19 protein-coding genes are annotated in these 23060 nt (G+C 58.5%); 9 read left to right on the forward strand and 10 right to left on the reverse strand.

From position 1 onward, the window contains the following. The first annotated feature begins 70 nt into the window (after positions 1 to 70). The 4 genes from glpD to A0U94_RS04575 all read left to right on the forward strand — a co-directional run bounded on the left by glpD (position 71) and on the right by A0U94_RS04575 (position 4616). Entirely contained in the window at positions 71 to 1651 is a 1581-nt protein-coding gene (gene glpD, locus A0U94_RS04560; RefSeq protein ID WP_077802579.1) for a glycerol-3-phosphate dehydrogenase, read from the forward strand. A gap of 36 nt (positions 1652 to 1687) precedes the next feature. Next, positions 1688 to 2584, forward strand: coding sequence for an MIP/aquaporin family protein (locus tag A0U94_RS04565; protein WP_062028389.1), 897 nt, complete (start codon positions 1688 to 1690; stop codon positions 2582 to 2584). 51 nt (positions 2585 to 2635) lie between these two features. After that, positions 2636 to 4174, forward strand: a complete 1539-nt coding sequence (gene glpK, locus A0U94_RS04570) for a glycerol kinase GlpK (RefSeq protein WP_077802580.1) — start codon at positions 2636 to 2638, stop codon at positions 4172 to 4174. A 187-nt stretch (positions 4175 to 4361) separates the two neighbouring features. Beyond that, positions 4362 to 4616: a hypothetical protein gene (locus A0U94_RS04575; RefSeq protein WP_062027483.1), complete on the forward strand. Its 255-nt coding sequence runs from the start codon at positions 4362 to 4364 to the stop codon at positions 4614 to 4616. An 81-nt stretch (positions 4617 to 4697) separates the two neighbouring features. On the opposite strand, the gene A0U94_RS04580 is transcribed toward A0U94_RS04575, so the two are convergent. The 4 genes from A0U94_RS04580 to A0U94_RS04595 form a co-directional block, all read right to left on the reverse strand. Next, positions 4698 to 6014, reverse strand: a complete 1317-nt coding sequence (locus tag A0U94_RS04580; RefSeq protein WP_077802581.1) for a c-type cytochrome — start codon at positions 6012 to 6014, stop codon at positions 4698 to 4700. Then, positions 6007 to 7644 carry a GMC family oxidoreductase gene (locus tag A0U94_RS04585; RefSeq protein WP_077802582.1) on the reverse strand — a complete coding sequence of 546 codons (1638 nt, stop codon included), beginning with the start codon at positions 7642 to 7644 and terminating at the stop codon, positions 6007 to 6009. Before A0U94_RS04585 ends, A0U94_RS04580 begins: the two co-directional genes overlap by 8 nt. Before the next feature lie 20 nt (positions 7645 to 7664). Then, positions 7665 to 8282, reverse strand: a complete 618-nt coding sequence (locus A0U94_RS04590; RefSeq protein ID WP_062027489.1) for a sorbitol dehydrogenase family protein — start codon at positions 8280 to 8282, stop codon at positions 7665 to 7667. Between the two features lie 426 nt (positions 8283 to 8708). Then, on the reverse strand, positions 8709 to 10355 hold the full coding sequence (locus A0U94_RS04595) for a lactate permease LctP family transporter (protein ID WP_077802583.1): 1647 nt from the start codon (positions 10353 to 10355) through the stop codon (positions 8709 to 8711). 545 nt (positions 10356 to 10900) lie between these two features. On the opposite strand from A0U94_RS04595, the gene A0U94_RS04600 reads away from it, so the two are divergent. After that, entirely contained in the window at positions 10901 to 11803 is a 903-nt protein-coding gene (locus A0U94_RS04600) for a S1/P1 nuclease (RefSeq protein WP_208611674.1), read from the forward strand. Here A0U94_RS04600 and A0U94_RS04605 read toward each other — a convergent pair. Further along, complete coding sequence (locus A0U94_RS04605) at positions 11778 to 12725, reverse strand: LysR family transcriptional regulator (RefSeq protein ID WP_077802584.1); 948 nt, start codon at positions 12723 to 12725, stop codon at positions 11778 to 11780. The genes A0U94_RS04600 and A0U94_RS04605 overlap by 26 nt on opposite strands. A gap of 123 nt (positions 12726 to 12848) precedes the next feature. Between A0U94_RS04605 and A0U94_RS04610 the strand changes: the two genes are divergently transcribed. Continuing rightward, positions 12849 to 13439, forward strand: a complete 591-nt coding sequence (locus A0U94_RS04610) for an NAD(P)H-dependent oxidoreductase (RefSeq protein ID WP_077802585.1) — start codon at positions 12849 to 12851, stop codon at positions 13437 to 13439. Between the two features lie 30 nt (positions 13440 to 13469). Here A0U94_RS04610 and A0U94_RS04615 read toward each other — a convergent pair whose 3' ends face one another. Further along, on the reverse strand, positions 13470 to 14627 hold the full coding sequence (locus tag A0U94_RS04615) for an iron-containing alcohol dehydrogenase (protein WP_077802586.1): 1158 nt from the start codon (positions 14625 to 14627) through the stop codon (positions 13470 to 13472). 236 nt (positions 14628 to 14863) lie between these two features. On the opposite strand from A0U94_RS04615, the gene amaB reads away from it, so the two are divergent. After that, positions 14864 to 16402 (forward strand): L-piperidine-6-carboxylate dehydrogenase, encoded by a 1539-nt coding sequence (amaB, locus tag A0U94_RS04620; protein ID WP_077803843.1) that lies wholly within the window; start codon positions 14864 to 14866, stop codon positions 16400 to 16402. A gap of 3 nt (positions 16403 to 16405) precedes the next feature. Here amaB and A0U94_RS04625 read toward each other — a convergent pair whose 3' ends face one another. The 4 genes from A0U94_RS04625 to A0U94_RS04640 all read right to left on the reverse strand — a co-directional run bounded on the left by A0U94_RS04625 (position 16406) and on the right by A0U94_RS04640 (position 20161). Further along, complete coding sequence (locus A0U94_RS04625; RefSeq protein ID WP_167369347.1) at positions 16406 to 17338, reverse strand: retroviral-like aspartic protease family protein; 933 nt, start codon at positions 17336 to 17338, stop codon at positions 16406 to 16408. 197 nt (positions 17339 to 17535) lie between these two features. Further along, on the reverse strand, positions 17536 to 19041 hold the full coding sequence (locus A0U94_RS04630; protein WP_062026976.1) for an efflux transporter outer membrane subunit: 1506 nt from the start codon (positions 19039 to 19041) through the stop codon (positions 17536 to 17538). A 1-nt stretch (position 19042) separates the two neighbouring features. Further along, the gene (locus A0U94_RS04635) at positions 19043 to 19954 is read right to left on the reverse strand and encodes an HlyD family secretion protein (protein ID WP_077802588.1); all 912 of its coding nucleotides are present in this window, start codon (positions 19952 to 19954) and stop codon (positions 19043 to 19045) included. Between the two features lie 12 nt (positions 19955 to 19966). Continuing rightward, a complete protein-coding gene (locus tag A0U94_RS04640; protein ID WP_062026972.1) occupies positions 19967 to 20161 on the reverse strand; it encodes a DUF1656 domain-containing protein in 195 nt (64 codons plus the stop codon). Positions 20162 to 20394: 233 nt separating this feature from the next. On the opposite strand from A0U94_RS04640, the gene A0U94_RS04645 reads away from it, so the two are divergent. Both A0U94_RS04645 and A0U94_RS04650 read left to right on the forward strand, forming a co-directional pair. Further along, positions 20395 to 20877 carry a MarR family winged helix-turn-helix transcriptional regulator gene (locus A0U94_RS04645; protein WP_077802589.1) on the forward strand — a complete coding sequence of 161 codons (483 nt, stop codon included), beginning with the start codon at positions 20395 to 20397 and terminating at the stop codon, positions 20875 to 20877. A gap of 14 nt (positions 20878 to 20891) precedes the next feature. Next, a complete protein-coding gene (locus tag A0U94_RS04650; protein WP_077802590.1) occupies positions 20892 to 23057 on the forward strand; it encodes an FUSC family protein in 2166 nt (721 codons plus the stop codon). Positions 23058 to 23060 lie beyond the last annotated feature (3 nt).

Genomic DNA, 23060 nt, shown 5'->3' on the forward strand with positions numbered 1-23060 from the left:
CTTTATCGCTCAACATGCTCCAAAACGAACATCGACCGCTCGTTTTGGAGCGTGATGACAGGAGATCATGATGTCATCGATTCACGAGGTTTCATCTGCGGCCACCCCGTCCGTGCCCTACGATCTGCTGGTCGTTGGCGGCGGGATCAATGGTTGCGGAATTGCGAGAGATGCCGCAGGCAGGGGAGCGAGTGTGCTTCTCGTCGAGCAGGATGACCTTGCAAGCCATACATCGTCTGCCAGCACCAAGCTCATTCACGGTGGTCTGCGCTATCTCGAATATTACGAGTTCCGGCTGGTCCGCGAGGCCCTGATGGAGCGTGAGCGTCTGCTGAAGATTGCGCCGCACATCATCTGGCCGATGCGCTTTGTCCTGCCGCATTCGAAAATGCTGCGCCCGGCCTGGCTGCTGCGTATGGGGCTGTTTCTGTACGATCATCTGTGCCCGAACATGACCCTTCCCAAGACGAAGGCGCTGAACCTGCGGTCTGCTCTGGCGGGCAAACCGCTGCGTTCGGAGTATGTGCGCGGCTTCGAATATTCGGATGGCTGGGTGCAGGACAGTCGGCTTGTGGTTCTGAACGCCATGGATGCCGTGCGCGTCGGTGCGAACGTTCAGACCCGCACTCGCCTCGTCAAGGCTGTTCGTGGCCCGAAAAACTGGACCGCAACCCTCGAAAACACCCGTACGGGCGAGCAGAGCACCGTTCAGGCGAAAGCTCTCATCAACGCCGCTGGTCCATGGGTTGCGGAACTGCTTCAGGATCGCCTGAACGTGCCAAGTCGCAACAAGGTGCGCCTGGTTAAAGGAAGCCACATCGTAGTTCCGCGCGTCTTTGATGGGGCGCAGGCCTACATTTTCCAGAACCCGGACAAGCGGATCGTTTTCGCCATTCCTTACGAGCAGGACTTCACCCTGATTGGGACCACGGACGTTCCGTGGGAGAAGGATCCTGGGAAGGTCGACATCTCGCCTGACGAAATCAGCTATCTGTGCGAGAGCGTGAACCGCTATTTCACGAAAACTGTCAGTCCCGATGATGTCGTCTGGACTTACGCTGGCGTGCGTCCGCTCTATGACGACAATTCGGGCAATGCCTCGGCTGTGACGCGCGATTATGTGCTGGATGTGGATGCGACTGCCGCGCCGATCCTGTCCGTTTTCGGCGGCAAGATCACGACCTTCCGCAAACTGGCGGAACATGCTGTCGAGAAGCTTGCGCCACATCTTCCTGTCCTGCGCAAGCCGGGCTGGACGGACGGAATGCCGCTTCCGGGCGGCGAATTTGCTCCGAAGGATTTCGAGGCACAGCTCCGGCGCTTCCGGGGATATGCCCCGCACCTGTCCGAGCGCAGTTCGTGGCGCCTGATGCGCAATTACGGCCTGCGGGCGTATGAAATCGCCACAGCCGATGCGCAGGGTATGGGCCAGATGTTCGGCGATACGCTCAGTGCGCGGGAAGTGGACTACCTGATCGACAACGAATGGGCCCGTACCGGCGAGGACATCCTGTGGCGTCGTTCACGGCTTGGCCTGTTTGTCAGCGATGCCGATCGCGCGGCTCTTCAGACCTATGTGGAGGAGCGTCTGTCCGCAGGTGTTGCCTCCGTCTCCAATCCCGATCCGGTCGTGCGTCAGAACGTCGCCTGACCATTTTTGCTTCATTTTTCATGGCGGATATCAGTCATGTCAGAAAACAGGCGTTACCTTGGTGAACTCCTTGCGGAGTTCTTCGCAGTCGCAATCATCATTCTCTTCGGAGATGGCGTTGCGGCCATGTACTCGCTCTACGACCCCAGCCCGTACAAAACGGCTTACTGGGGCGTGTGTATCGTCTGGGGTCTGGGCGTGACGGTGGCCATCTATGCCACTGGCGCGATCAGCGGAACCCATGCAAACCCGGCCGTCACCCTTTCACTGGCGATGTTCCGCGGCTTTTCGTGGAAAAAAGTGCTTCCCTACATTAGCGCTCAAGTTCTGGGCGGCTTTGCGGGTGCGGCACTGATTTACTCGCTCTATGTCCCGGTTATCGACCACTTCAACCTGGCGCATAACCTGACGCGCGGCGTTGATGGCGGTGCTGCGGGCGTGTTCTTCACCCATCCTGGCGATTTCGTCACGGTGTCGCATGCGTTCTGGGACGAACTGGTTCTGACAGCCGTTCTGGTTTTCGGGATTTTCGCGATCACCTGCCAGTACAACACACAGGCACCTCAGGCGAATTCCAGCGCGCTGATCATTGGTCTTCTGGTAGCGATCATCGGTGCGTCCTGCGGCTATCTGGATGCCTGGGCCATCAACCCGGCCCGTGATTTTGGTCCGCGCCTATTCTGCTTCTTCGCGGGCTGGGGGCAGAGCGCATTGCCGGCACCGGGCAACTACTTCTGGGTACCCATCGTTGCTCCTCTGATCGGTGGCCCGATCGGTGCAGCGGTCTATCAGTTCGGTCTGCGTCCGTTCATGCCGCGCTATCTGGAGCAGACGGTGATCGTCTCCCCCGCCGGAATCAATCCCGCCGAACCGGTTCTGGTCGTGTCCAATCCTGACGATCCTGCCTTCCCGGCCGTCAACAGGGTTTCCTGAAATCAGTCTGAAATTTCCCGAACTTTCAAGATTTTTGCCGGAGTGCACATCATGAACAAGAAAGACTGCATCCTCGCCATCGATCAGGGCACGACCTCGACCCGCAGCATCGTCTTTGGAAAGGATGCGCAGGCTCTGGCCCTTTCCCGCCGTGAGTTCCCGCAGCATTACCCTGAGCCCGGCTGGGTGGAGCATGACGTCGAGGATATCTGGCGTGACGTGCTCGCCACGGCGCGGGAGACCATCGACGAGGTTGGTGGTCCGGAGCGGATTGCCGCTCTGGGCATCACCAACCAGCGCGAAACCGTCGTGATCTGGGACCGTGAAACGGGCCGGGCCATCCACCGTGCGCTCGTCTGGCAGGATCGCCGGACGGCCCATGAGTGCAGCATCCTGCGTCAGCAGGGTAAGGAAGCCATGGTTCGCGACAAGACCGGGCTTCTGCTGGATCCCTATTTCTCGGCCAGCAAGATTGCCTGGCTCCTCGATCATGTTCCCGATGCGCGCCGCCGTGCGGAAGCCGGGGAACTCGCGGCGGGAACGATCGACTGTTTCCTGCTGTGGCGCCTGACGGGTGGCCGTAAACACGCGACCGACATCACCAATGCCTGCCGCACGTCGCTGTTCAACATCCATACCCAGCAGTGGGATGACGAACTGCTCCAGCTTTTCAACGTGCCGCGCGCCCTTCTGCCGGAAGTCTGTGACAACAGCAGCGATTTCGGCGAAACGGAAGCCAAGCTGTTCGGTGAGAAGATTGTTATCGGCGGCATGGCAGGCGATCAGCACGCTGCCGTCATCGGGCAGGCGTGCTTTCATGAAGGCATGGCCAAGGCGACGTACGGTACGGGCTGCTTCATGCTGCTCAACACCGGCGAAAAGCCGATTATGTCCAACAACCGTCTGCTGACCACAATCGCTTATCGTATTGGCGGCAAGACCTTCTACGCGCTGGAAGGCTCCATTTTCGTGGCTGGCGCGGGCATCAAGTGGCTACGCGACGGGTTGCAGCTGATTACGCATGCCTCCCAGACCGATGACATGGCAACCCGTATCCCGGACAGCCACGGCGTTTACATGGTTCCGGCCTTCGTGGGCCTCGGTGCCCCGCATTGGGACCCCGATGCGCGCGGTCTGATCTGCGGCCTGACGCTCGGCTCGACGCAGGCTCATATCGCACGTGCCATGCTGGAATCCGTGGCCTATCAGACCTACGATCTGATCCGCGCCATGCGTGAAGATGGTGCCATGCGCACGAGTATCCTGCGCATTGATGGTGGCATGGCAGTTAATGACTGGTTCGCCCAGTTCCTGTCTTCCATGCTCAAGGCCGAAGTCGAGCGTCCGGTCAATATCGAGACTACGGCTCTTGGCGCAGCATTCCTTGCCGGATTGCAGGTCGGGCTGTGGAAGAGCCTGGACGAAGTTGCGGCGACCTGGAAGCAGGAGCGTGTTTTCGCACCGAAGATGGACCCGGCGCAGCGTCGTATCATGATTGATGGCTGGCATGATGCCGTCCGTCGCACGCTGACGCCTCCTGCTGTGGCCGCGCCCGCTACAGTCGCCGCAGTCTCCAGTCAGGCGGCTTGAGCGGTCAATAACTTCTGAAAACCGGCGCCCCATAAAGGCGCCGTTTTTTTTCAATAGCTCTGCTTCATCGAGTTGAGGCTTTGATCCTGCCGAACTTGGCAGTATCCTTCCTCACCGCCCGGCAGCATGAAAACCACGAGTGGCGTGCTTTTCCCATGCTCTGCCGACGAACAGGAAGTATGTCCTCATGAGCGTTGCGCCGCAGTCCAGGTCGTTTTTTCAGCAACTGCGCGAGATCAACGGCGATCGTGGATTTTTTGCCAATCTGGCCTGCCTTTTCTCGGTGATCTGCATGATGGGTCTGAGCAATCTTCTCAGCCAGTCGCTGCTGCACCAGAACATGAACTGGCTTCTCAAACCGCTCATGGTCGTGATCGCGCTCTATTTCTTCGTGCCGTATTTCCTGCTGCGGCTGACAAAGCGCCCTTCCAGCGAAGGCTGACCCGCAGTTTTTTTCGATAAAAAAGGGGAGGCGGATCTGGTCCGTCTCCCCTTTTTTATCGTTGCCCGTGACTGGTGGCGCTCAGTGCGGAGTGTGGTCCTTGCGAACCTTTGCGACCTGATCCGCGGTCACGGTATAGGTGCCGCTGCCGAAGGTCTTACTGACATAGTTCACAAGACTCGCGACTTCCGTATCATCCAGACGCTGTACATCTGAAGTGCTGCCGAAAGCCGGCATGCTGGCATGACCATCCGCCGTCTTGCGGTTCACACCCGTCAGGATTGTCATGATCAGATTGTCCGGACGGCCCGCACCGACCACGGAGTTTTTGTAAAGCGACGGCGCATACTGATCGACGGTGCCCGCGCCATTTTGCCCGTGACAGGCGGCACAGTTGGCATCGAACAGGTTTTCCGGGGCTTTCTGCGACAGGTTGTCGATCCGCGTCAGGTTGCCCGAACGCAGGTCGGGAATGTCGTTCGCCTTGCCAAAACCGTCACGAGGCTGAGTGTCGGACGCATCGTCGATCGCCTTGACCTGAAGGACGAACGCCGCCAGTGCATGCAGATCTGCATCCGTCAGATGGCTCGTGCTGTGTTCGACAGCTTCTCCCATCGGTCCGGCTGCCTGACTTCTGCCTTTGGCCCGGCCCGTGCGCAGATACTGGACGAGATCGTCTTCGCTCCAGTCTCCGATCCCGCCTGTTTTGCTGGGTGTGATATTGGGAGCGTACCAGCCGGACAGCGGGCTTCCCGCCAGATACTGGTCTGACTTTTCCATCAGCATGACGTTGCGCGGCGTGTGGCAGGTTCCGCAATGTTCGAGCGCAATGGCCAGATACCGACCTCGACGCATCCTGTCATAACTCGCAGAATCGCCTGTTTCCTGCGTCTCGGTCCCCGCCAGCATGTTCCAGCCTGACAGCGTCAGGCGGATATTGCTCGGAAAGCTGAGTTGCGTGGCGGGCGGCGTCTGCGCGACAGGTTTCACTCCGTTCATGAACCACACATAAAGCGCGTGAACGTCCTGATCCGTCATGGCCGCGTAGGAAACATACGGCATCACGGGATACAGGTTCTGGCCATCACGGCGCTTGCCCCTGCGGAGGGCCTGCTCGAAATCATGCTCCGAGTATTTGCCGATCCCATGATCGGCGTCAGGCGTGATGTTCGTGGAAATGATGTCGCCCATGGGGGTGGCGATCTTCAGTCCACCCGCGAACGGCGTGCCACCCGGCTTGGTGTGGCAGGCGATGCAGTCCGCAGCCGTGGCAAGATAGGCGCCACGGTTCATGACATCCTGATCTACATCCGCCGCCCGCGCAGCAGGGGCAGACAGTCCACTCAGAACCGTTCCACCAACAAGAAAAGACCAGAAAACGGTTTTGAAATCAGGCATGGAGCAGTTCTTTTTTCAGCGTATCGGCAACACGAAGCGCAAGGGCTGCGACGGTGAGGGTGATGTTCCCGGTCCCGACCGTGGAGAACACAGACGAACTTGCGATGAACAGGTTCTCGTGGTCATGCGTCCGACAATGGCCGTCCACCACGGAGTCCTTGGGGTCTACGCCCATGATGGTGCTGCCCGAAGGATGATCCTGCGGGAAATAGCCCGGCGTCCACTGTTCATCTGTGCCATGCATCAGGCCGATGAGGTCCTTGAACAGTCCACGCGTATGCTCGCAACTGCGGACGGTGTAGTCCGGCAGCTTGTAATAGACATCCGGATGCGGAATGCCGAGCGCGTCCTTATGTGTCTTACTGAGCGTCAGGCGGTTGTCCGGATCGGGCAGCGCCTCGTTATGGCTGAACAGACGGACCGTATGGGACGCCAGATAGCGGATCTGATCTTCCAGATCCTTTCCGACATAACCCTTTGAAATCGCAAGCTGCGTTGCGAAATCAACCTGATTGTCATCGACCATATGCACGAGATACGCGCCACGGTCACCGCGCCAGTCGCCATCGCGGAAATTGTCGATCACGTTGGTTTCAAGCGGGCCACGTCCCGGCCACAGGGCCTTGTCGCCGCTGATGAACGTCACCTGCACGCCCGTATGATCCATCATGTTCCGGCCGACATGGCCGGAGCTGTTGGCGACACCATCGGGGCTCTGCTCATCGGCTGAAAGCAGCAGCAGCTTGGCCGTCTCGATGCAGTGTGCGGCGACCACGAAGTACTTGCCCGTCACACGATGCGATCCCTTGTCTGGATCGTAGTAGTGAACGGCCGTCACCTTCTTGTTCGCGCTGTCACGCTCGATTTTATAGACTACAGCATTGGGCACGAACTTCGCCCCGGCGGCCTCGGCGTGATAGACGGAATAGCCGCCATTATACATCGCGCCGATCGGGCAGATCGGCATGCAGTTATTGTGTCCCTCGCAGGTCGGACGGCTGTCATAAGGTCGCGTGTTGCGGGCCTGCGGTTCATGTACGACGCGGTAGGGTGTCTTTTCGTTGATGAGCTTGCGGAACTGCTGGGCCGCATAGGAAATCGGCAGCGCTTCCATGGGGTAGGGCTGCTGGCGGGGAGAGCCCAGATCCTCGACCTTCGGGTCCGGTCCACACACGCCCATCATGACTTCAGCCTGATAATAAAACGGCTCAAGATCGTCGTATTTCAGCGCCCAGTCACGGCCCTGCCCATAGCGGGTCTTAAGCTCGAAATCCGACGGAAGGTAGCGCCATGCACATCCGGCCCAGTGCCAGGTCGTGCCACCCATCATCCGCAGATAGACCTGCTGATAGGCTTCCGCGTTCGGGCCGCTCGTATGCAGATACTGGTTCGGCGTCATCTGGTTGGGCGGATGCACGGCCCAGGGCGTGGACGGGAAGGGGCCCTGATAGGACGGCTTGTTTTCCAGATTGCGAAAATTGTCCACGAAATGCTGACGGTCCACACGCGGGCCGGCTTCCAGCACGATGACGGAAATGCCAGCACGCGCCAGTTCGTTCGCAATGGAACTGCCAGCCACGCCGGACCCGACGATCACGACATCGGCGGAGAGATTCTGATCAGAAGACATAAGAGATGCTGTTCCCGCTCTCAGGTAGGTTCCACGTCGAACTTGGAGGGCGACAGCGCAGGCGCGCCTGTCGGCTTGTCGACTTCGGGAGGCTGCGTCGTCCAGTAGAATGGGCCGCCCGCGGCGTAGGTCTTGGGATAGATCGCGTCCTTGGTGACGTCGAACATCAGGGCCGAGCGGTAGACCACGACCTTGCCGTCCGCGACACCGCGATACCAGCCGGTCATGATGTCATGAATGACGTCCTTGAATACCGGATCAGCCTGTTCCGCGGCTTTGGCGAAGGCGGAAGCGTTTTCGTAAGTCCCGCTCTCCAGAAGCGCTGCGAGCTTTGAAAGCTGGGCCTTGCGCTCCGGGCCGGACTGGAGAATGCGCTCGTATAATGCCTGACCGATCCGCGGATCGAGAGACGCCCGGTCTGTCAGACGTGCTGACACTGTCATGAAGCGCTCAAGTTCAGGATCAGTGCTGGTCGTGGGGTCTGCGGCCACGGCATTACCAACCGCCAGAACGCCCATACCCGCCATGCCTGTCATCAGCGTATCGCGGCGCGACATTCGCATCAGTCGGTTCAGGCGCATGGCATTGGGGGAGGACGCATGGAGGTTAACAAGAGGGCAGTGACGATCTTTCGTCATGTAGGATCACTCTTCTCATACACTCGAGACGGATGACATGACCGTGATCAGTGTCACCTTACAGAGGTCTGCAACCTACAGACGTCGCGTGATCATGCAACCGTGGAGCGCTGATTATCGGTAAATAATCCCATGAAAGATAAAGTTTCCGGACGATATGGCGAAAGGATAGAAAGCGAAAACGCCTGTTATCTTATTGTGGTTCCCGAAAAATGCTGAAGATTTCGATGGTACGTTATTGTCAGGAGTCTTCATGCCGGGGACAGGAGTGTCAGAATCTTCCTGGGGCGGTCATTATTGTTATTGAGAATGCTTCTCAATTAATTTTTGTAGCGAAATTCCTCAATCTCTTCAGGTCCTGAAAAAGAAAAGGGGCGCAGAAATTCTCCTGCGCCCGGTCATAAACGCTCTCAGTTCAGCGATGAGTCAGGTGCCTACTCCCATGAAAACCAGCGCTGTCGTGATCAGTCCCACCAGAACGGCCAGAATAATGCTGCATTTCAGAGTGAAATGAAGCAGTTCGCCTTCGCGTCCGACCAGCCCGACGGCTGCCGAAGCCACAGCGATGGATTGTGGAGAAATCATCTTTCCTACGGCGCCGCCCACCGTATTCGCTGCAACCAGAAGCTCTCCACTCACCCCGATCTGCCGTCCGGTTGCTGCCTGAAGTCCGCCGAACAGGGCGTTGGACGACGTATCGGAGCCTGTGAGGAACACCCCGAGCCAGCCCAGAAGCGGAGCAAAGAACGTGAAAGCGCCCTTGGTCATGGCGAGAACCAGAGCCAGCGTGGTGGAAAGGCCGGAGTAGTTTGCGAGAAATGCAAAAGCCAGCACCATACCGATGGCGTAAATCGGAATACGCAGTTCATGCAGGGTGTCGCGGAATGTCCTCAGGGCGTCTGCAGGGCGCATCTTCAGGAACAGAACAGTCACCACACCGGCCAGCAGAATGGCTGTCCCGACAGAGGATATGAAATCCAGCTTGAAGATTGCGGCATAAGGGGTCGGGCTGGCAACGATCGGAGCCGTTTTCAGCACCAGATTGTGTAACCCCGGAAACTGGATGACGAGAACCGTCCAGTTCAGTGGGCCATCCGCCGTAAACAGCGCCTTGAAGGGCTTGATGCTCCAGACGGCGACGAAGGTCGTGAGGATGATGAACGGAGACCATGCCCGCAGGATCTGCGACGGCGTATAGGATGTGGTGTCGACCACGGCATCGGCGGCCGTATCGCCGGTGTCGAAACGAAAAACCCGGCTTGGCTTCCAGAACCGTAGAAAGACCGGGATGGCCACCATCGTCACCAGCGGTGCGATGATGTCAGGAAGTTCCGGTCCGATCAGCAGTGCCGTCAGAGATTGTGTGAGGGCGAAGACGACGCCGGTGAAGAGAATGACAGGCCACGTCTCACGAATGCCTCGGACCCCGTCCACAACCGCGACCAGCCAGAACGGAATGATGATGCCGATCAGAAGAAGCTGCATCACGACCAGGCGACCCACAGCATAAGGTTCTGCCCCGATCACCTGCGCGCCGACGATCACGGGAATACCCATGGCGCCGAATGCACCGGGTGCAGCGTTAGCGATCAGGCACAGGCCGGCGGCATAGATCGGCGGAAAACCAAGCCCGACGAGCAGCGCTGTCGTGATGGCTACAGGCGCGCCAAAGCCGGCGGCTCCTTCCAGAAAGGCCCCGAAAGCAAACGCGACCAGCAGGAGTTGAATGCGCTGGTCTTTTGAAACGGTGGAAATGGAATGGCGGATGATGTCGAACTGACCCGTCCGGACGGAAATCTTGTACAGAAAGACTGCGCCGATGATGATCCACGAAATCGGCCATAATCCATAAGCGAAGCCATACAGGCAGGCGGCCAGGGCTGTGAAAACAGGCATACCGTAAAACAGGATAGCGAGTGCGAAAGTAATACCTACAGTAATGGTGCAGGCAATATGACCCTTCATATGCATATAAAGAAGGGCGAAGAAGAAAAACAGGATTGGAATAAGGGCGACTGCTCCAGAAATCCAGATGTTGCCTATTGGATCGTAAACCTGTGCCCAGGGTGACATTCTGGAGCCTCCAAAATAAAAATTAAGTGATTTTAAGCGAGTTGTGTCTTTGTCGTGCTTTCTTGCGTAAATGGTATTTTTTGAAAACAATAATGGCAATGATGATATTTTGTGCCTTATGGTAAACTTTATGACATACTGTTTTTAATAGTTGGATTATCAAGAATAAGGCTCCAGTTCAATTTGAATGGCGTTTCATGTTTATCGGTAAAGTATACTGATAGATGCAGGGAATTTTGGAGAAAATTGTCTCTCTACCGACGTGAACGAGAAACTATCTCGGGATGATATGAAATAAATCCAATGATTGGATGTCAATCATTCGAAATATTGAGTGGCGTAGTTTTTTATTGGAAGAAAATTTATTTCCCGAATCAAAAATTGTGAATGATATGAGGCCATTCCAGAGATTTTTTATTGCGGATCTCCTCTGTGTAATTCCTCAGGACCTGCACGTGTTGTAACAACGCCATGCCTTGTGGTGCTCTCGAAAGGGTGAGAGACAGGGGTAACGTCATTTCCAGAGATGGGTAGTCAGGTTTTTCATGCAGTTTCGTGTTCTCTGTGCGTCCCTGATCGGGGCCGGCATGCTTGCTTTTTCTTCCAGCGCATTTGCCTGGGGGCCGTATGGTCACGCCATCGTGGCAGATATCGCACAGGAGCGTTTGACGCCGCAGGCCCAGAAGGCCGCCACAGCCCTGCTGGCGCTTGAAAATCATCAGACCCTCGATCAGGTCGCCTCATGGCCTGATACGATCGGCCATGTTCCGAAGAAGAAGGGGGGCGCTCCCGAGACGCTGAAATGGCATTACGTCGATATCGATGTGTCTCATCCGGCTTATGATCAGGCCCGCGACTGTCCGGACCATGCCTGTGTTGTTGAAAAACTTCCCGAAGAAATCAGTGTCCTTGCTGATACGCATGCATCGCCGCAGGACCGTCTGGTTGCGCTGAAATGGGTCGTTCACCTGATGGGGGACATCCACCAACCCCTGCATGCCGCCGAGCGGAACAAGGACATGGGTGGCAATGCGATTCACCTGACCTATTTCGGCAATAACGCGAATGGTCACATGAACCTGCATTCCCTATGGGATGAAGGGGTGATCGACCATGAAGCGAACCTGCATGTTGGTCCGTTCTACAGCATCGACCCCGCCCGCGCGAAGCAGGAAGCCGATCGCCTCGGAGCCTTGATTACGCCGGACGAGGCGCAATACTGGGTGCAGGATCTGGCGGCTGGCGACGTTCACGATGCCACTGTCAACTGGGCCGACGAGAGCCATTCACTGGCTCGCAGCGTGGCTTATGGCGCGCTTCCGGCAAACAAGGGCGCCGATGTTGGCAAAGCTTATACCGAACTGACCTGGCCGATCATGCAACTGCGTCTTGAGCAGGCTGGCGTGCGTCTGGCTGCCGTTCTCAACACGGCTCTGGGTAACGACTGAGGTCGAGGCCGGAGCTGAAATCGGGGCTGAGACTGGCCTGAAGGCGCGGAACAACGAAGTCCAGAAACGCCCGGATGCGTTGCGGGACCCGTTTTCCGCCCTGATAGAGGGCGTGGATTTCCTCCTCGTCCCGTGTGCCCGTATCTGCAAGAACTTCAACCAGGCGCCCCGCCATCAGATCCTTGCGGACATGATATTCCGCCAGCCGGGCCAGCCCGGCGCCACGGATTGCAGCGCGTCTGACGGTTTCGCCATTATTGGCCAGGAGCGGCCCCCGGACGATCCTGTCCACGATCCGTCCGCGATCCTGCAACGGCCAGACCGGAGCCGCGCGCCGGAAATTGAATCCCAGACACCGGTGACGCTCCAGGTCGCTCACGCTCTCAGGCCGACCGAACCGCTCCAGATAATCCGGTGCCCCGACGATCAGCCGGGGGACATTTCCCAGATGACGCGCGGTCAGGCTCGAATCCTGCAATTTTCCCACCCGGAACGCGATATCCGTTCGGTCCAGATACAGGTCTGCCATTTCGTCCGACAGGGACAGATCCACCACGATGTCAGGATATGTCGCCCAGAATTCCGGCAGCAGCGGCTCCACCATTAACGCTCCGAACGCCACGGATGCATTGATCCGTATCGTACCTGTTAACTGGACGGTTTTTCTGGAGAGGAAGCCTTCGATGTCGTCAAGTTCCGCAATCAAGGCCTGCGCCCGTTCGTAATAGGCTAGTCCTTCGGGTGTGATGGACAGTTTACGGGTCGAGCGTTCTACAAGTTGAACACCCAGACGACTTTCCACGCGCCCGATCAGTTTGCTGACCGTGGAGGGCGTCATCATGGACAGGCGGGCGGCTTCGGAAAAACTGCCGCTCTCGACCACGCGTAGAAAGATTTTCATCTCGCCGAAACGGTTGTCCATTTTCTGCCTCATCTGTGAAACTGCTTCACAGATTTTGTGGAGATCGCGACGCTTATCAAGTGGGTTTCATAAGTCCATGATGCTCTAACGAACCCGGAATGGGACAACAATGGATATGCAATCATGACAAGAATTCTTCTTCTGAATGGCGGCAAGGCCTTTGCCCATTCCCACGGGCGGCTGAATGACACGCTTCAGGGCTGTGCCGCTGACATCCTCTCCAAAAGCGGGCACGAAATTCGCCAGACGAAAATTGATGACGGATATGACGTCGAGCAGGAGGTCGAACATTTCCTGTGGGCCGATCTGGTTATTTACCAATGCCCCGGCTGGTGGATGGGCGTGCCCTGGACCGTCAAGAAATACATGGACGAAGTCATGACGGCAGGTCATGGAAAGCTTTATGCCAATGACGGTCGCAGTCGCGCGCATCCGGAGCGCAAATATGGTTCCGGCGGCTTGGTACAGGGCAAGAATTATATGTTGTCGGTTACCTGGAACGCGCCGGAAGACGCCTTTACAGACCCCGATCAGTTCTTCGAGGGACGCGGCGTAGACGGGGTTTATTTTCCCTTTCACAAGGCCCACGAATTTCTTGGTATGTCCGCGCTTCCGACGTTTCTGGCGACGGACGTGATGAAGGCGCCGAATGTGGACGCAACGCTCGCAGCCTATGCCCAGCATCTGAAAGATGTCATCGGGACTGCGTCGTGAAAGGAGGGGCGGCCTGAGCCGCCCCCAGTTTTACAGGCTCAGCTGGAGTACGCGGCGGCTGACGTCCAGAGTGACTTCAGACTGTTCCCCCAGAGCAGTCATGCCGTGGGCTTCAAGCTGCGCGAGCAGTGGGTCGATGCCGTCTTTGCCGATCTCGTAAGCGGAGAGGCGGGTCGGAATCTCGAGGCTTTCGAAAAACTTCTCTGTCCTGACAATGGCGGCTTCGATCCGCTCGTCTTCCGTGCCGTCATGCAGGTTCCAGACGCGGGCTGCATATTGCAGGAGTTTGCCGCGTTTGGCTTCCTTCCGGACACGCAGCATGGACGGCAGGACGATGGCCAGCGTCCGGGCATGGTCGATATCGTAACGCGCCGTCAGTTCGTGTCCGATGCTATGCGTGGACCAGTCCTGCGGCATGCCGACACCGATGATCCCGTTGAGCGCCAGTGTTGCGATCCACATGAAATTGGCGCGGAGCGTATAGTTTTCGGGTTCTGAAACGACTTTTGGCCCGATTTCGATCAGGCTGAGCAGAAGCCCTTCGGCAAAGCGGTCCTGAGCCAGACCGTCTGCCGGATAGGTAAGATACTGTTCCATGATATGGACGAAAGAATCCACGACGCCATTTGCAATCTGCCGGACGGGCAGGGAGTAGGTGCGGGTCGGGTCCAGAACCGAAAAGCGCGGGAAGACGTGTGGGCTGCCGAAAGCCAGCTTTTCGCGCGTGGCCTGACGGGTGATGACACTGAAGCTGTTCATCTCCGAACCGGTTGCCGGCAGGGTGAGGACCGTTCCCAGCGGCATCGCGGCTTTGACGTTCGCACCATGCGTCGTGAGGATGCTCCACGGATCGCCTTCGAAATCCACGGCCGCCGCTACAAATTTGGTACCATCAATGACGGAGCCGCCGCCGACGGCCAGCAGGAAGTCCAGTTTCTCGTTCCGGATCAGTTCGACCGCCTTCATCAGCGTCTCGAAGGTCGGATTGGCTTCGATGCCTCCGAACTCCCGTATGAAATGCCCATCAAGCGCCTCGCGCACGGCCGGAAGTGTGCCGTTGCGCTCCGCACTCGCGCCTCCGAACAGGATCAGGACGCGCGCATCGGCTGGGATATGTTCCGCCAGTTTCGGGATCGTATTCTCGCCGAAAATGATGCGCGTGGGATTGTAGAATTCAAAATTCTGCATGGGGTCTGCCTTCAGAGCGGGTGTTTCTGATTGCGCCGTCATCAAGGCAGCCTTCGCGGCCTGTGCAGGATGACGGCATGGCTGTGTCTGACCTGATCCTAACGGTTTTCTGCCGTTTCACCCAGACCGGAAAATATGTGCCTGTCAGGGGAGAGTGTTTCCGGGATCATCTTGACGTGCGGGTCGTAACGGTTTGTGAATGGGATAAGTGCTATGAAACCCAGACAGGAAGAACGATGGCTGCCTCTCTCCGCTCCGAAGTTACAACGCTTCTCGACAGCCTTGGCGTGTCGGCTGATCTCTACACGCGAGGTACTCTGGCAGTAACGTCGCCGCTGACGGGCGAGCGGATTGCGGAAGTTGCGGAAATCAGCGCGGAAGACGCGAAGGCGACGATCGGCCGTGCGGCAGAGGCGTTCAGGGTCTGGCGCACGGTGCCGGCGCCGCGTCGTGGTGAGCTTGTCCGCCTGCTGGGAGAGGAATTGCGGGCGAACAAGGAAGCGCTTGGTCGGCTCGTGACGCTGGAAGTGGGCAAGGTTCCGTCCGAAGGTCTGGGCGAAGTGCAGGAAATGATTGATATCTGCGATTTCGCGGTCGGTCTGTCCCGCCAGCTGTACGGCCTGACGATCCCCTCCGAACGACCGGATCATCGCCTGACGGAACAGTGGCATCCTGTAGGGCCCGTCGGTATCATTTCGGCATTCAACTTCCCGGTTGCGGTCTGGTCGTGGAATGCGGCTCTGGCGCTGGTCTGCGGTGACAGCGTGATCTGGAAGCCTTCGGAAAAGACACCGCTGACCGCACTGGCAACCCAGGCTCTGTTCCTCAAGGCCGCAGCGCGCTTCGGCACTGATGCGCCAGCTGCGCTCAGCACATTGCTCGTCGGCGGACGTGATATTGGCGAACTGATGGTAGAAGACCGCCGTGTGCCGGTCATTTCCGCGACGGGTTCGACCCGTATGGGCCGTGACGTGGGCGAGCGTGTGGCGCGGCGTTTCGGTCATTCCATTCTGGAACTTGGCGGCAACAATGCGTCCATCGTCACGCCGTCTGCCGATCTGGATCTGACGCTGCGGGCTGTTGCGTTCGGCGCAATGGGAACTGCCGGACAGCGCTGCACGACGTTACGGCGTCTGTTCGTCCATTCCAGCGTTTACGACACGCTCGTGCCCAAGCTGGTGAATGTCTACAGGAGCATTTCGGTTGGTAATCCGATCGAGGGAGCGGCGCTTGTCGGGCCCCTGATTGACGCGGCTTCCTTCACAATGATGCAGGACAGTCTCCAGGCTGCGGCGGATGCGGGCGGTACGGTTCATGGCGGAACCCGCGTCGATGTGAACGGGGAGGCGTCATTTTATGCGCGCCCGGCACTGGTTGAAATGCCGTCTCAGCTGGGGCCGGTTCTGGAGGAGACGTTCGCGCCGATCCTGTATGTCATGAAATACGACACGCTGGATGAGGCTATTGCGCTTCAGAACGACGTAGTGCAAGGCCTGTCGTCTTCGATTTTTGCGACTGATATCCGGGAAGTGGAGCAGTTCCTGTCTGCGCGGGGATCGGATTGTGGCATTGCAAACGTGAATATGGGACCGTCCGGTGCGGAAATCGGTGGAGCTTTCGGCGGTGAAAAAGAGACAGGTGGTGGCCGTGAGTCCGGTTCGGATTCATGGAAGGCCTATATGCGGCGGCAGACCAATGCCATCAATTATGGGCGCACGCTGCCGCTGGCACAGGGTGTGACGTTTGACGTGGACGGCGGTTCGACAGAAGCCTGAGTTTCATTGTGGTCCGGCGGGGAGAGGAGGAGCCTGCTTTTCCTCGCTGGCGTGAGTGATGCTCAGCCGGTCATGGGTCGGCGACCAGGGGAGGGCCTTTTCCTCCATATGGCCGGGCGGAGGAACGTAGTCCTCCAACCAGAGTTTACCGGCCATAGGGTTGATCAGGACGTTGAAATGCTTGAGGACGTCCATTCCCAGAATATTGAATTCCGCATCAGGGACGACATCCAGGGTGATGTCATGCAGCGTGTGTGAGCCGAGTTGCAGCGTGCTGAAATGATGCCTGTGCCCCAGCAGGACGTCGCCAGCGCCAACGCGGATTTCGTCATCCTGCGCGAGCATACGCCGTGAAATGCCCATCTTCCGCGCTACCCATTGCTGGATGATGGAGCGGTTGGCGCTCGTATTGATCTGCATGTCCACCTTGTGGCCATCCAGAAGAGCCGTCATCTGATTGAGTTGCGGGGACTCATCATCAATGGATGTCAGGGGAATGGCTGGCCCCGGGTTTTTCAGAAGTGTTCCGATATCCGGGCAGTCCGCAGCGGTATCGTAAGTAAAAATCCCAATTTTCTGCGAATATCTGTCGATTAGCAGATGATATTGTCCAAGAATGTCCCATCCGAGGTCCATCATCAGAAGCAGACCATCCGGCGTTTTGGGTGGCCGTTCGTTGACCAGTAATGCTGTCATGTCCTTGAGTACGGAATGACCGATCTGGAGGCTTTCGATTGTGGTGGAATAGTTCCCGCCCGTTCCTGTGACTGACATGGTTCTGACAGGGTCGAGCCGGTAAAAATCAAAGCCTTTCGCATCCCAGACGCTGGTTCGGGTCGTGAACGTTGAGAAAAAAGAACCGACATCATGACCATTGATCTGGGCATGAATGACGGGAGCGCCAGCCGGATTGAGAAAGGGAAGGACTTCGCTCATTGTGACACAGTCATGGATGGTCCGGCCATACACATGAGGGCTAAGTGTGAGTGTAGCTATCGCGAGGGCGGAAAAATTGCGCAGTAAGGTCAGTCTGCCCATCACTGATCCTTGTTGACTGGTCAGGAAGTCCTGAACGGATACTGTCGTGTTTTGTAATAAAAACCAAATGGTTTATACGACCAACCTGCTCAAGATTACCTTGTAAAAGCTCTGACGAAAGCGTTTTGCTGATTGACTTCGACGGGGAGCCTTGTGTCGGTGAGGGCTTTTCCCTGCCATCCGGCGCCGAGGGCGATGTAGAGGGCGACGGCGTTGCGGACGCGGGCGAGACGTCCGACGACGGCCTGGTCCTGTGCGGACAGGGCGGTCTGTTCGGTCGTCAGCACGTTCAGATAGCCGGTCAGACCGGCCCCGAAGAGCTTCTGGGCGCGGTCGCGGGCGAGGCCGGCGTCGACGGAGGCCTGGTTCAGCTGCTCGACCAGTTCGGCATTATGCCGCCAGTCGCCCATCGCGTCCTCGACATCCGCGAACGCCCTGAGCACCGTCTTGCGGTAGTTCAGACGGCTGCCCTCGGCCTCGGCCCGGGCCTGCGCGATGGCGGCGGTGTAGCGGCCGCCATGAATGACCGGCAGCGTCGCCATCATCATGAAGCTCCACGCCATGCCGCCCGCCTGGAACGCCTGATAGGCGGCGGAAGCGTTCGGGTTGAACGTCAGCGGGATCATGAATTTCGGATAGAGGTTCGAAACCGCAATGCCCACACGTGCGGTGTCGGCGGCGTATTCGGCCTCGGCCACGCGGATATCGGGGCGGTTGGCCAGCACGATCGATGGCAGGCTGTCGGGGAAGCGCGGCAGATCGGGGATCGGACGGCGCTTTTCCAGCTCTTCCTCAAGCTGGCCCGGCATGTCGCCAACAAGGACGGCGATGGCATGCATCAGCCGCTCTTCCTGCTCGTGCAACGGCGCCAGACGGGCGCGCTCGAGATGTTCTTCCGTCTGGGCCTGCGCCACGGCCAGCGTGTTGCCGAGGCCATGGGTGTAGAGCTTTTCGGTCAGTTCGCGCGAGCGCACGGCTACGTCGATGGCACGCTCGGTCACGGTCAGACGCTCCTGCACGGAGCGCAGTGTCACATAGTCCGTCGCCATCTCTGCCAGCAGGGCCAGGAGAACGCCCCGACGGTTCTCGATCGACTCTTCGACGATCCGCTTGCGCTCTTCCACCTGCCGGGCGATGTGCCCGAACAGATCGACTTCCCAGGTCGCCCGCGCGCCATAGGTCAGGACCGAAGCTTCGGGGCGGTTGGCCGGATTGCCCGGACGCAGCGGCCAGTTGTCGATATTGATCGAATAGCGGTCATCGCCGCCGCCTGCGGCCACGTCGAGCTGCGGATACCAGGCCGACTGTGCCTGACGGCGGACGGCGCGCTCGGCGATGATGTGCTGCGAGGCGATCTGCAGGTCGTAATTGCCCTTGATCGCCTGATCCACCAGCTCGTTGAGCATGGGGTCGTGGAACTGCGACCACCAGTCCTTCATGTCCGCCGCCGACTGCGCCAGCGCATCGGCCGTGGCGGGATGGGGCTGCTCGACGAAGGCGTCGGGCACCTTGATCCGGTCCGGCGTGAAGTTTGGCCCCACCGTACACGCCGTCAGCGACAGACAGGTACTCAGGGCAAGGGTCAGGAATTTGCGGGACATGTCAGAGGTGGTTCTGCAGCCAGGTGGTCAGACGCCCGCGCGCGCCCGGCGTTTCGCGCCCGATCGTCACCGTGGCCGTCATGCCGGCCGCCAGCGTGATGTTCGGCGGGACGCTGTCGAGTTCCAGACGCACCGGAATACGCTGCGCCAGACGCACCCAGGTGAAGATCGGATTGACGTCCGGCAGGCCCAGCTTGTCGGACACGCCGTTCTGGTCGTTGATGCCGCGGCCGATGCTCACGACATGCGCCATGAGGATCTGTTTGTAGCCCATCAGCTTGATGCGGGCTTCGTCCCCCACATGCACGCCGTGCATCTTCGTTTCTTCGAAATAGCCGTTGATCCAGAAGCTGTGCGCGTCGATCACGGCCATACCGGGCTGACCGGCATGCGCGTAATCACCCACGCGCAGGTTCAGGTTGGTGATGTAGCCGTCCACCGGCGAATAGACCGTGGAGCGCTGGAGGTTCAGCAGGGCGGTGTTCAGCTCGGCCTTGGCCGCGTTGACCTTGGCGCGCTGGGTCTCGACGTTGGAGTTGAAGTCTTCCTGTTCTTCCGCCGAGACGATACCGCCCAGTCCCATGCGGCGCTTTGCATCGGAGCTGCGGAGCTTGAGGTCTTCCTCGGCTCCGGCCAGACGGGCGCGGGCGGCGTCGATGTCGAGGCGGAAGCGCACCGGATCGAGCACAAAGAGCGGATCGCCCTTGTGAACATACTCGTTGTCCACGACCGGCACGGCCACGACCGTGCCTGAAACTTCGGGGGCGGCGTCTACGACATAGACGCGCACGCGGCCGTCACGGGTCCAGGGGGCGAGGACATAGATGTCCCACATCGTCCGCCCCAGGCCGATGGCGAGCGCCAGCACCACAAGGGTCAGCAGGACACGGATTACACTGCGGGTCCAGTTCATCGCTGACCCTCCCTAGACGTAAAGGATGAGCAGACAGAGAACACAGACATAGAGCGCTATTTCAAAGAGAGCGACGTGCCAGAACCATCCCAGGGCGCCCGTGCGCCACAGAAGGCTTCTCAGCAGTAACGTTACAAAGACCGCCGCTACGGCATAAATGGAAAGCGGAGCAACGAAAACGCCAAACAGGTTAACTTCAGCCAGCATCAGAAGCCAGCTCCAGCGTCAACCACCAGACTGCCAAACGCCAGACTGTAAGACAACTCGCCCACAACGCTCCTCACTCAGACACAACGACTCCTCCATTACACGGAGGACAGTCGGCGGGTGATATGGATCAAAAACTGAACCTCCTGACGAAAATGTCAACAGGATCTGTTTTCTAGTTTTATGTTGTCATATAATCTATTGATATGTCAACGGTTGAGGTGTCATCAAAAATGGCTGTTCAGTATGGTACGTCCCTTCTTCGGGAGAGCAGTTTTCATGACATGGAGCTGACCTTTCATGTCATGCGGCTGTCGAGCCTGTGGCGGGCCCAGCTTGACCGTCTTCTGCGCCCTGAAGGCATGACGCTCGCGACCATGCGGCCCATGGCCTATCTGATGGTGATGGGAAACGGCCTGAAACAGAGCGATCTGGCCTCCGTCATGGGCGTGGACAGTTCGGCACTCGTCCGGGTTCTCGATCAGCTGGGACGAGAGGGGCTGATTTCGCGCGAGCCTGATCCTCATGACCGGCGCTCCAATCTTGTGGCACTGACGAAAGCCGGGATGGCACGGTGTCGGAGGTTCCAGCAGATTGCGGCCGAACTTGAAGCCCGGCTGACTGAAGGGCTTGCCGAAGATGCCGCGGAGATGCTCCGGGATCAGCTTGGCATGATGGAGAGCAGATTTTCCCTGTCCGGTGTGTCGTCTTGCTGAAACTGCGGCTCCTTATGAAAAATCTTTTTCGTCAGACGTTCTCTTTGGACCGCAGCAGCCTGCGCTGGCAGAATTTTCTCGCGACAGCCGCTTTCACGGCGCGTGTTTTCCTGTCCATCGGGATTGCGCTTTTTCTGGCGTTCATGATCCAGCTTGAATCGCCGATGAGTACGGTTACGACCGTTCTGATCGTTGCCAATCCGACCGTAGGCGCGCTGGTGTCCAAAAGTGTGTGGCGTATGACCGGGACGGTGATTGGAGCAGCGCTGAGTACGGCTGTCATGGCGATGTTCGTGCAGTCTGCCGTCCTGTATTTCATGGCGCTTTCGGTCTTCGTCGGGCTGGCCTGCATGACGGCGACATGTCTGCGGTATTTCAGGGCTTATGCGGCTGTTCTGGCCGGATATACGATCATCATCGTGGCCGTTCCGGCTTTCTCGCATCCCGAGAACATTTTCCTGTCGGCGATGATGCGGGTGTCGGACGTGGCGCTCGGGATCGTGGTGACGGCGGCTGTTTTCATGGTGACGTCGCCCCGGCGGCGTCAGGGGACGATGGGCGCGCTGTCGGGTGCGTTCCGCGAGACCCTTCGCCATGCTCTGGTCTTCCATGAAGGACTGGTTCGTCCTGCCGGAACGCAGGATATTCAGAACGTGGAACCTGCCATCGCGGACGGGGCCTTCCGGACACTGCCCCAGACCCTGTATGACGGCAGACAGCGCCTCATGGGGCAGCTTGCGCGTCTGGGACCGGCGATCGAATACGCGGCGACCGACAATCCGGACATTCATGCAGGCGTGCGGGGTTACAGGCTGGCGGTTAGTCGCATGACGGGGCTGGTTGCGTCCTATCATCCGTACTGGCGCAATCTGGGGATCGCAAATTCGCTCTCAGCGTCCGTTCATCGGGAAATCCGCGATACGCTGACCCGGATCCTTGTCCTGACGGAGAGTGCGGGATGGATCGAACAACCGCAGAGCGTGCTTGCATGTCTGGAAGATTCCCAGCAGCGGCTGGAGGATCTGGAGCGTTCCGCAACATCGCCCGCTGCTCAGGCGTCTGTCGATAATACCCGTGATATTCTGTTTCAGCTTCGGGAAATCGTACTGGATCTGTCGAGCCCGCGTGGCGCGCATGTCCGGGTTCGGGTAGGGCTGTATGTGGAATGGATGTCTGCGATCTATAACGGATTGCGCGGAATGCTGATCGCCTTTCTGGCCTGCATGATCTGGTACATCACGTATTTTCCGACCGGTCCAATGATGATCATGTATGTGGTGGCAGCATCGAGCCTGTTGTCGACCGTGCCCTCAGCTGCCCGTGCGAGCCTGCCGATGGCGATCGGAACGGCGCTTTCGGTCCCAGCCTGCTGGCTGTGCCATATCGTGGCGCTCCCCCGTGTGGATGGCTATCCGATGCTCTGGCTGTCGATTTGCGCCTGCATGTTGCCGGGTGTGTGGCTCCAGTTTCACCCGCGCTACGGGATCGGCGCTTTTGGCTACACGGTCTTTCTGGCCATGCAGTTGATGGTGACGAACAGCATGGTTGTGGATGACATCACGCTCATCAATACGTGGCTGGCCATCCTGATGGGATGTGTGCTGCTTGTTCTGGTGTTCCGGGTGATCATGCCTGCCGACCAGCGGCTGTATGCATCGCGGCTTGTGCTGTCTCTGGGGCGCAGTCTGCAGAGTCTTTCGAGTCAGCCGGGTGCGAAAGTCCCGTCCTGGATGGTGTGGGAAGGGGCGCAGATCCAGAAAGTCTCGAGTCTGCTGATGCGTCTGTCTCTGGTCACGTCACCGATTGACCGGCAGGGTTATGTCGATGGTGCGTTTGCCGCCTTGTCCCTCGGCCGTCTGCTGATCCGCCTCAGGCGCGCAGCGGAGAAGGCCGGATTGACTGCGGCCCAGACGGAAGCCCTGAACACGGCCCTTGCGTCTTTCAGAATGCTGCGTCGGGACCCGGCTGGTACGGCTGCGTCCCTGCGAGACGCTGCGCGGCTGATCGGCTTCGGCACGGCCACAGGGTGTGTGTTCCACGTCCGTCTTGTGGCGTGTCTGGAGCAGAGCGCGCATATTATCGACAGCATACCGGGATTTTTCCATGCGGACGGCCCGTTGAACTGCTGGTTTGATGAACGGGGGCCAGCGACGCTGGTGACTGCTCACCCGGCGCGCTGAAGG

Origin of the sequence: Gluconobacter albidus, assembly GCF_002005485.1 — a bacterium.
GTDB classification, from domain to species: domain Bacteria; phylum Pseudomonadota; class Alphaproteobacteria; order Acetobacterales; family Acetobacteraceae; genus Gluconobacter; species Gluconobacter albidus.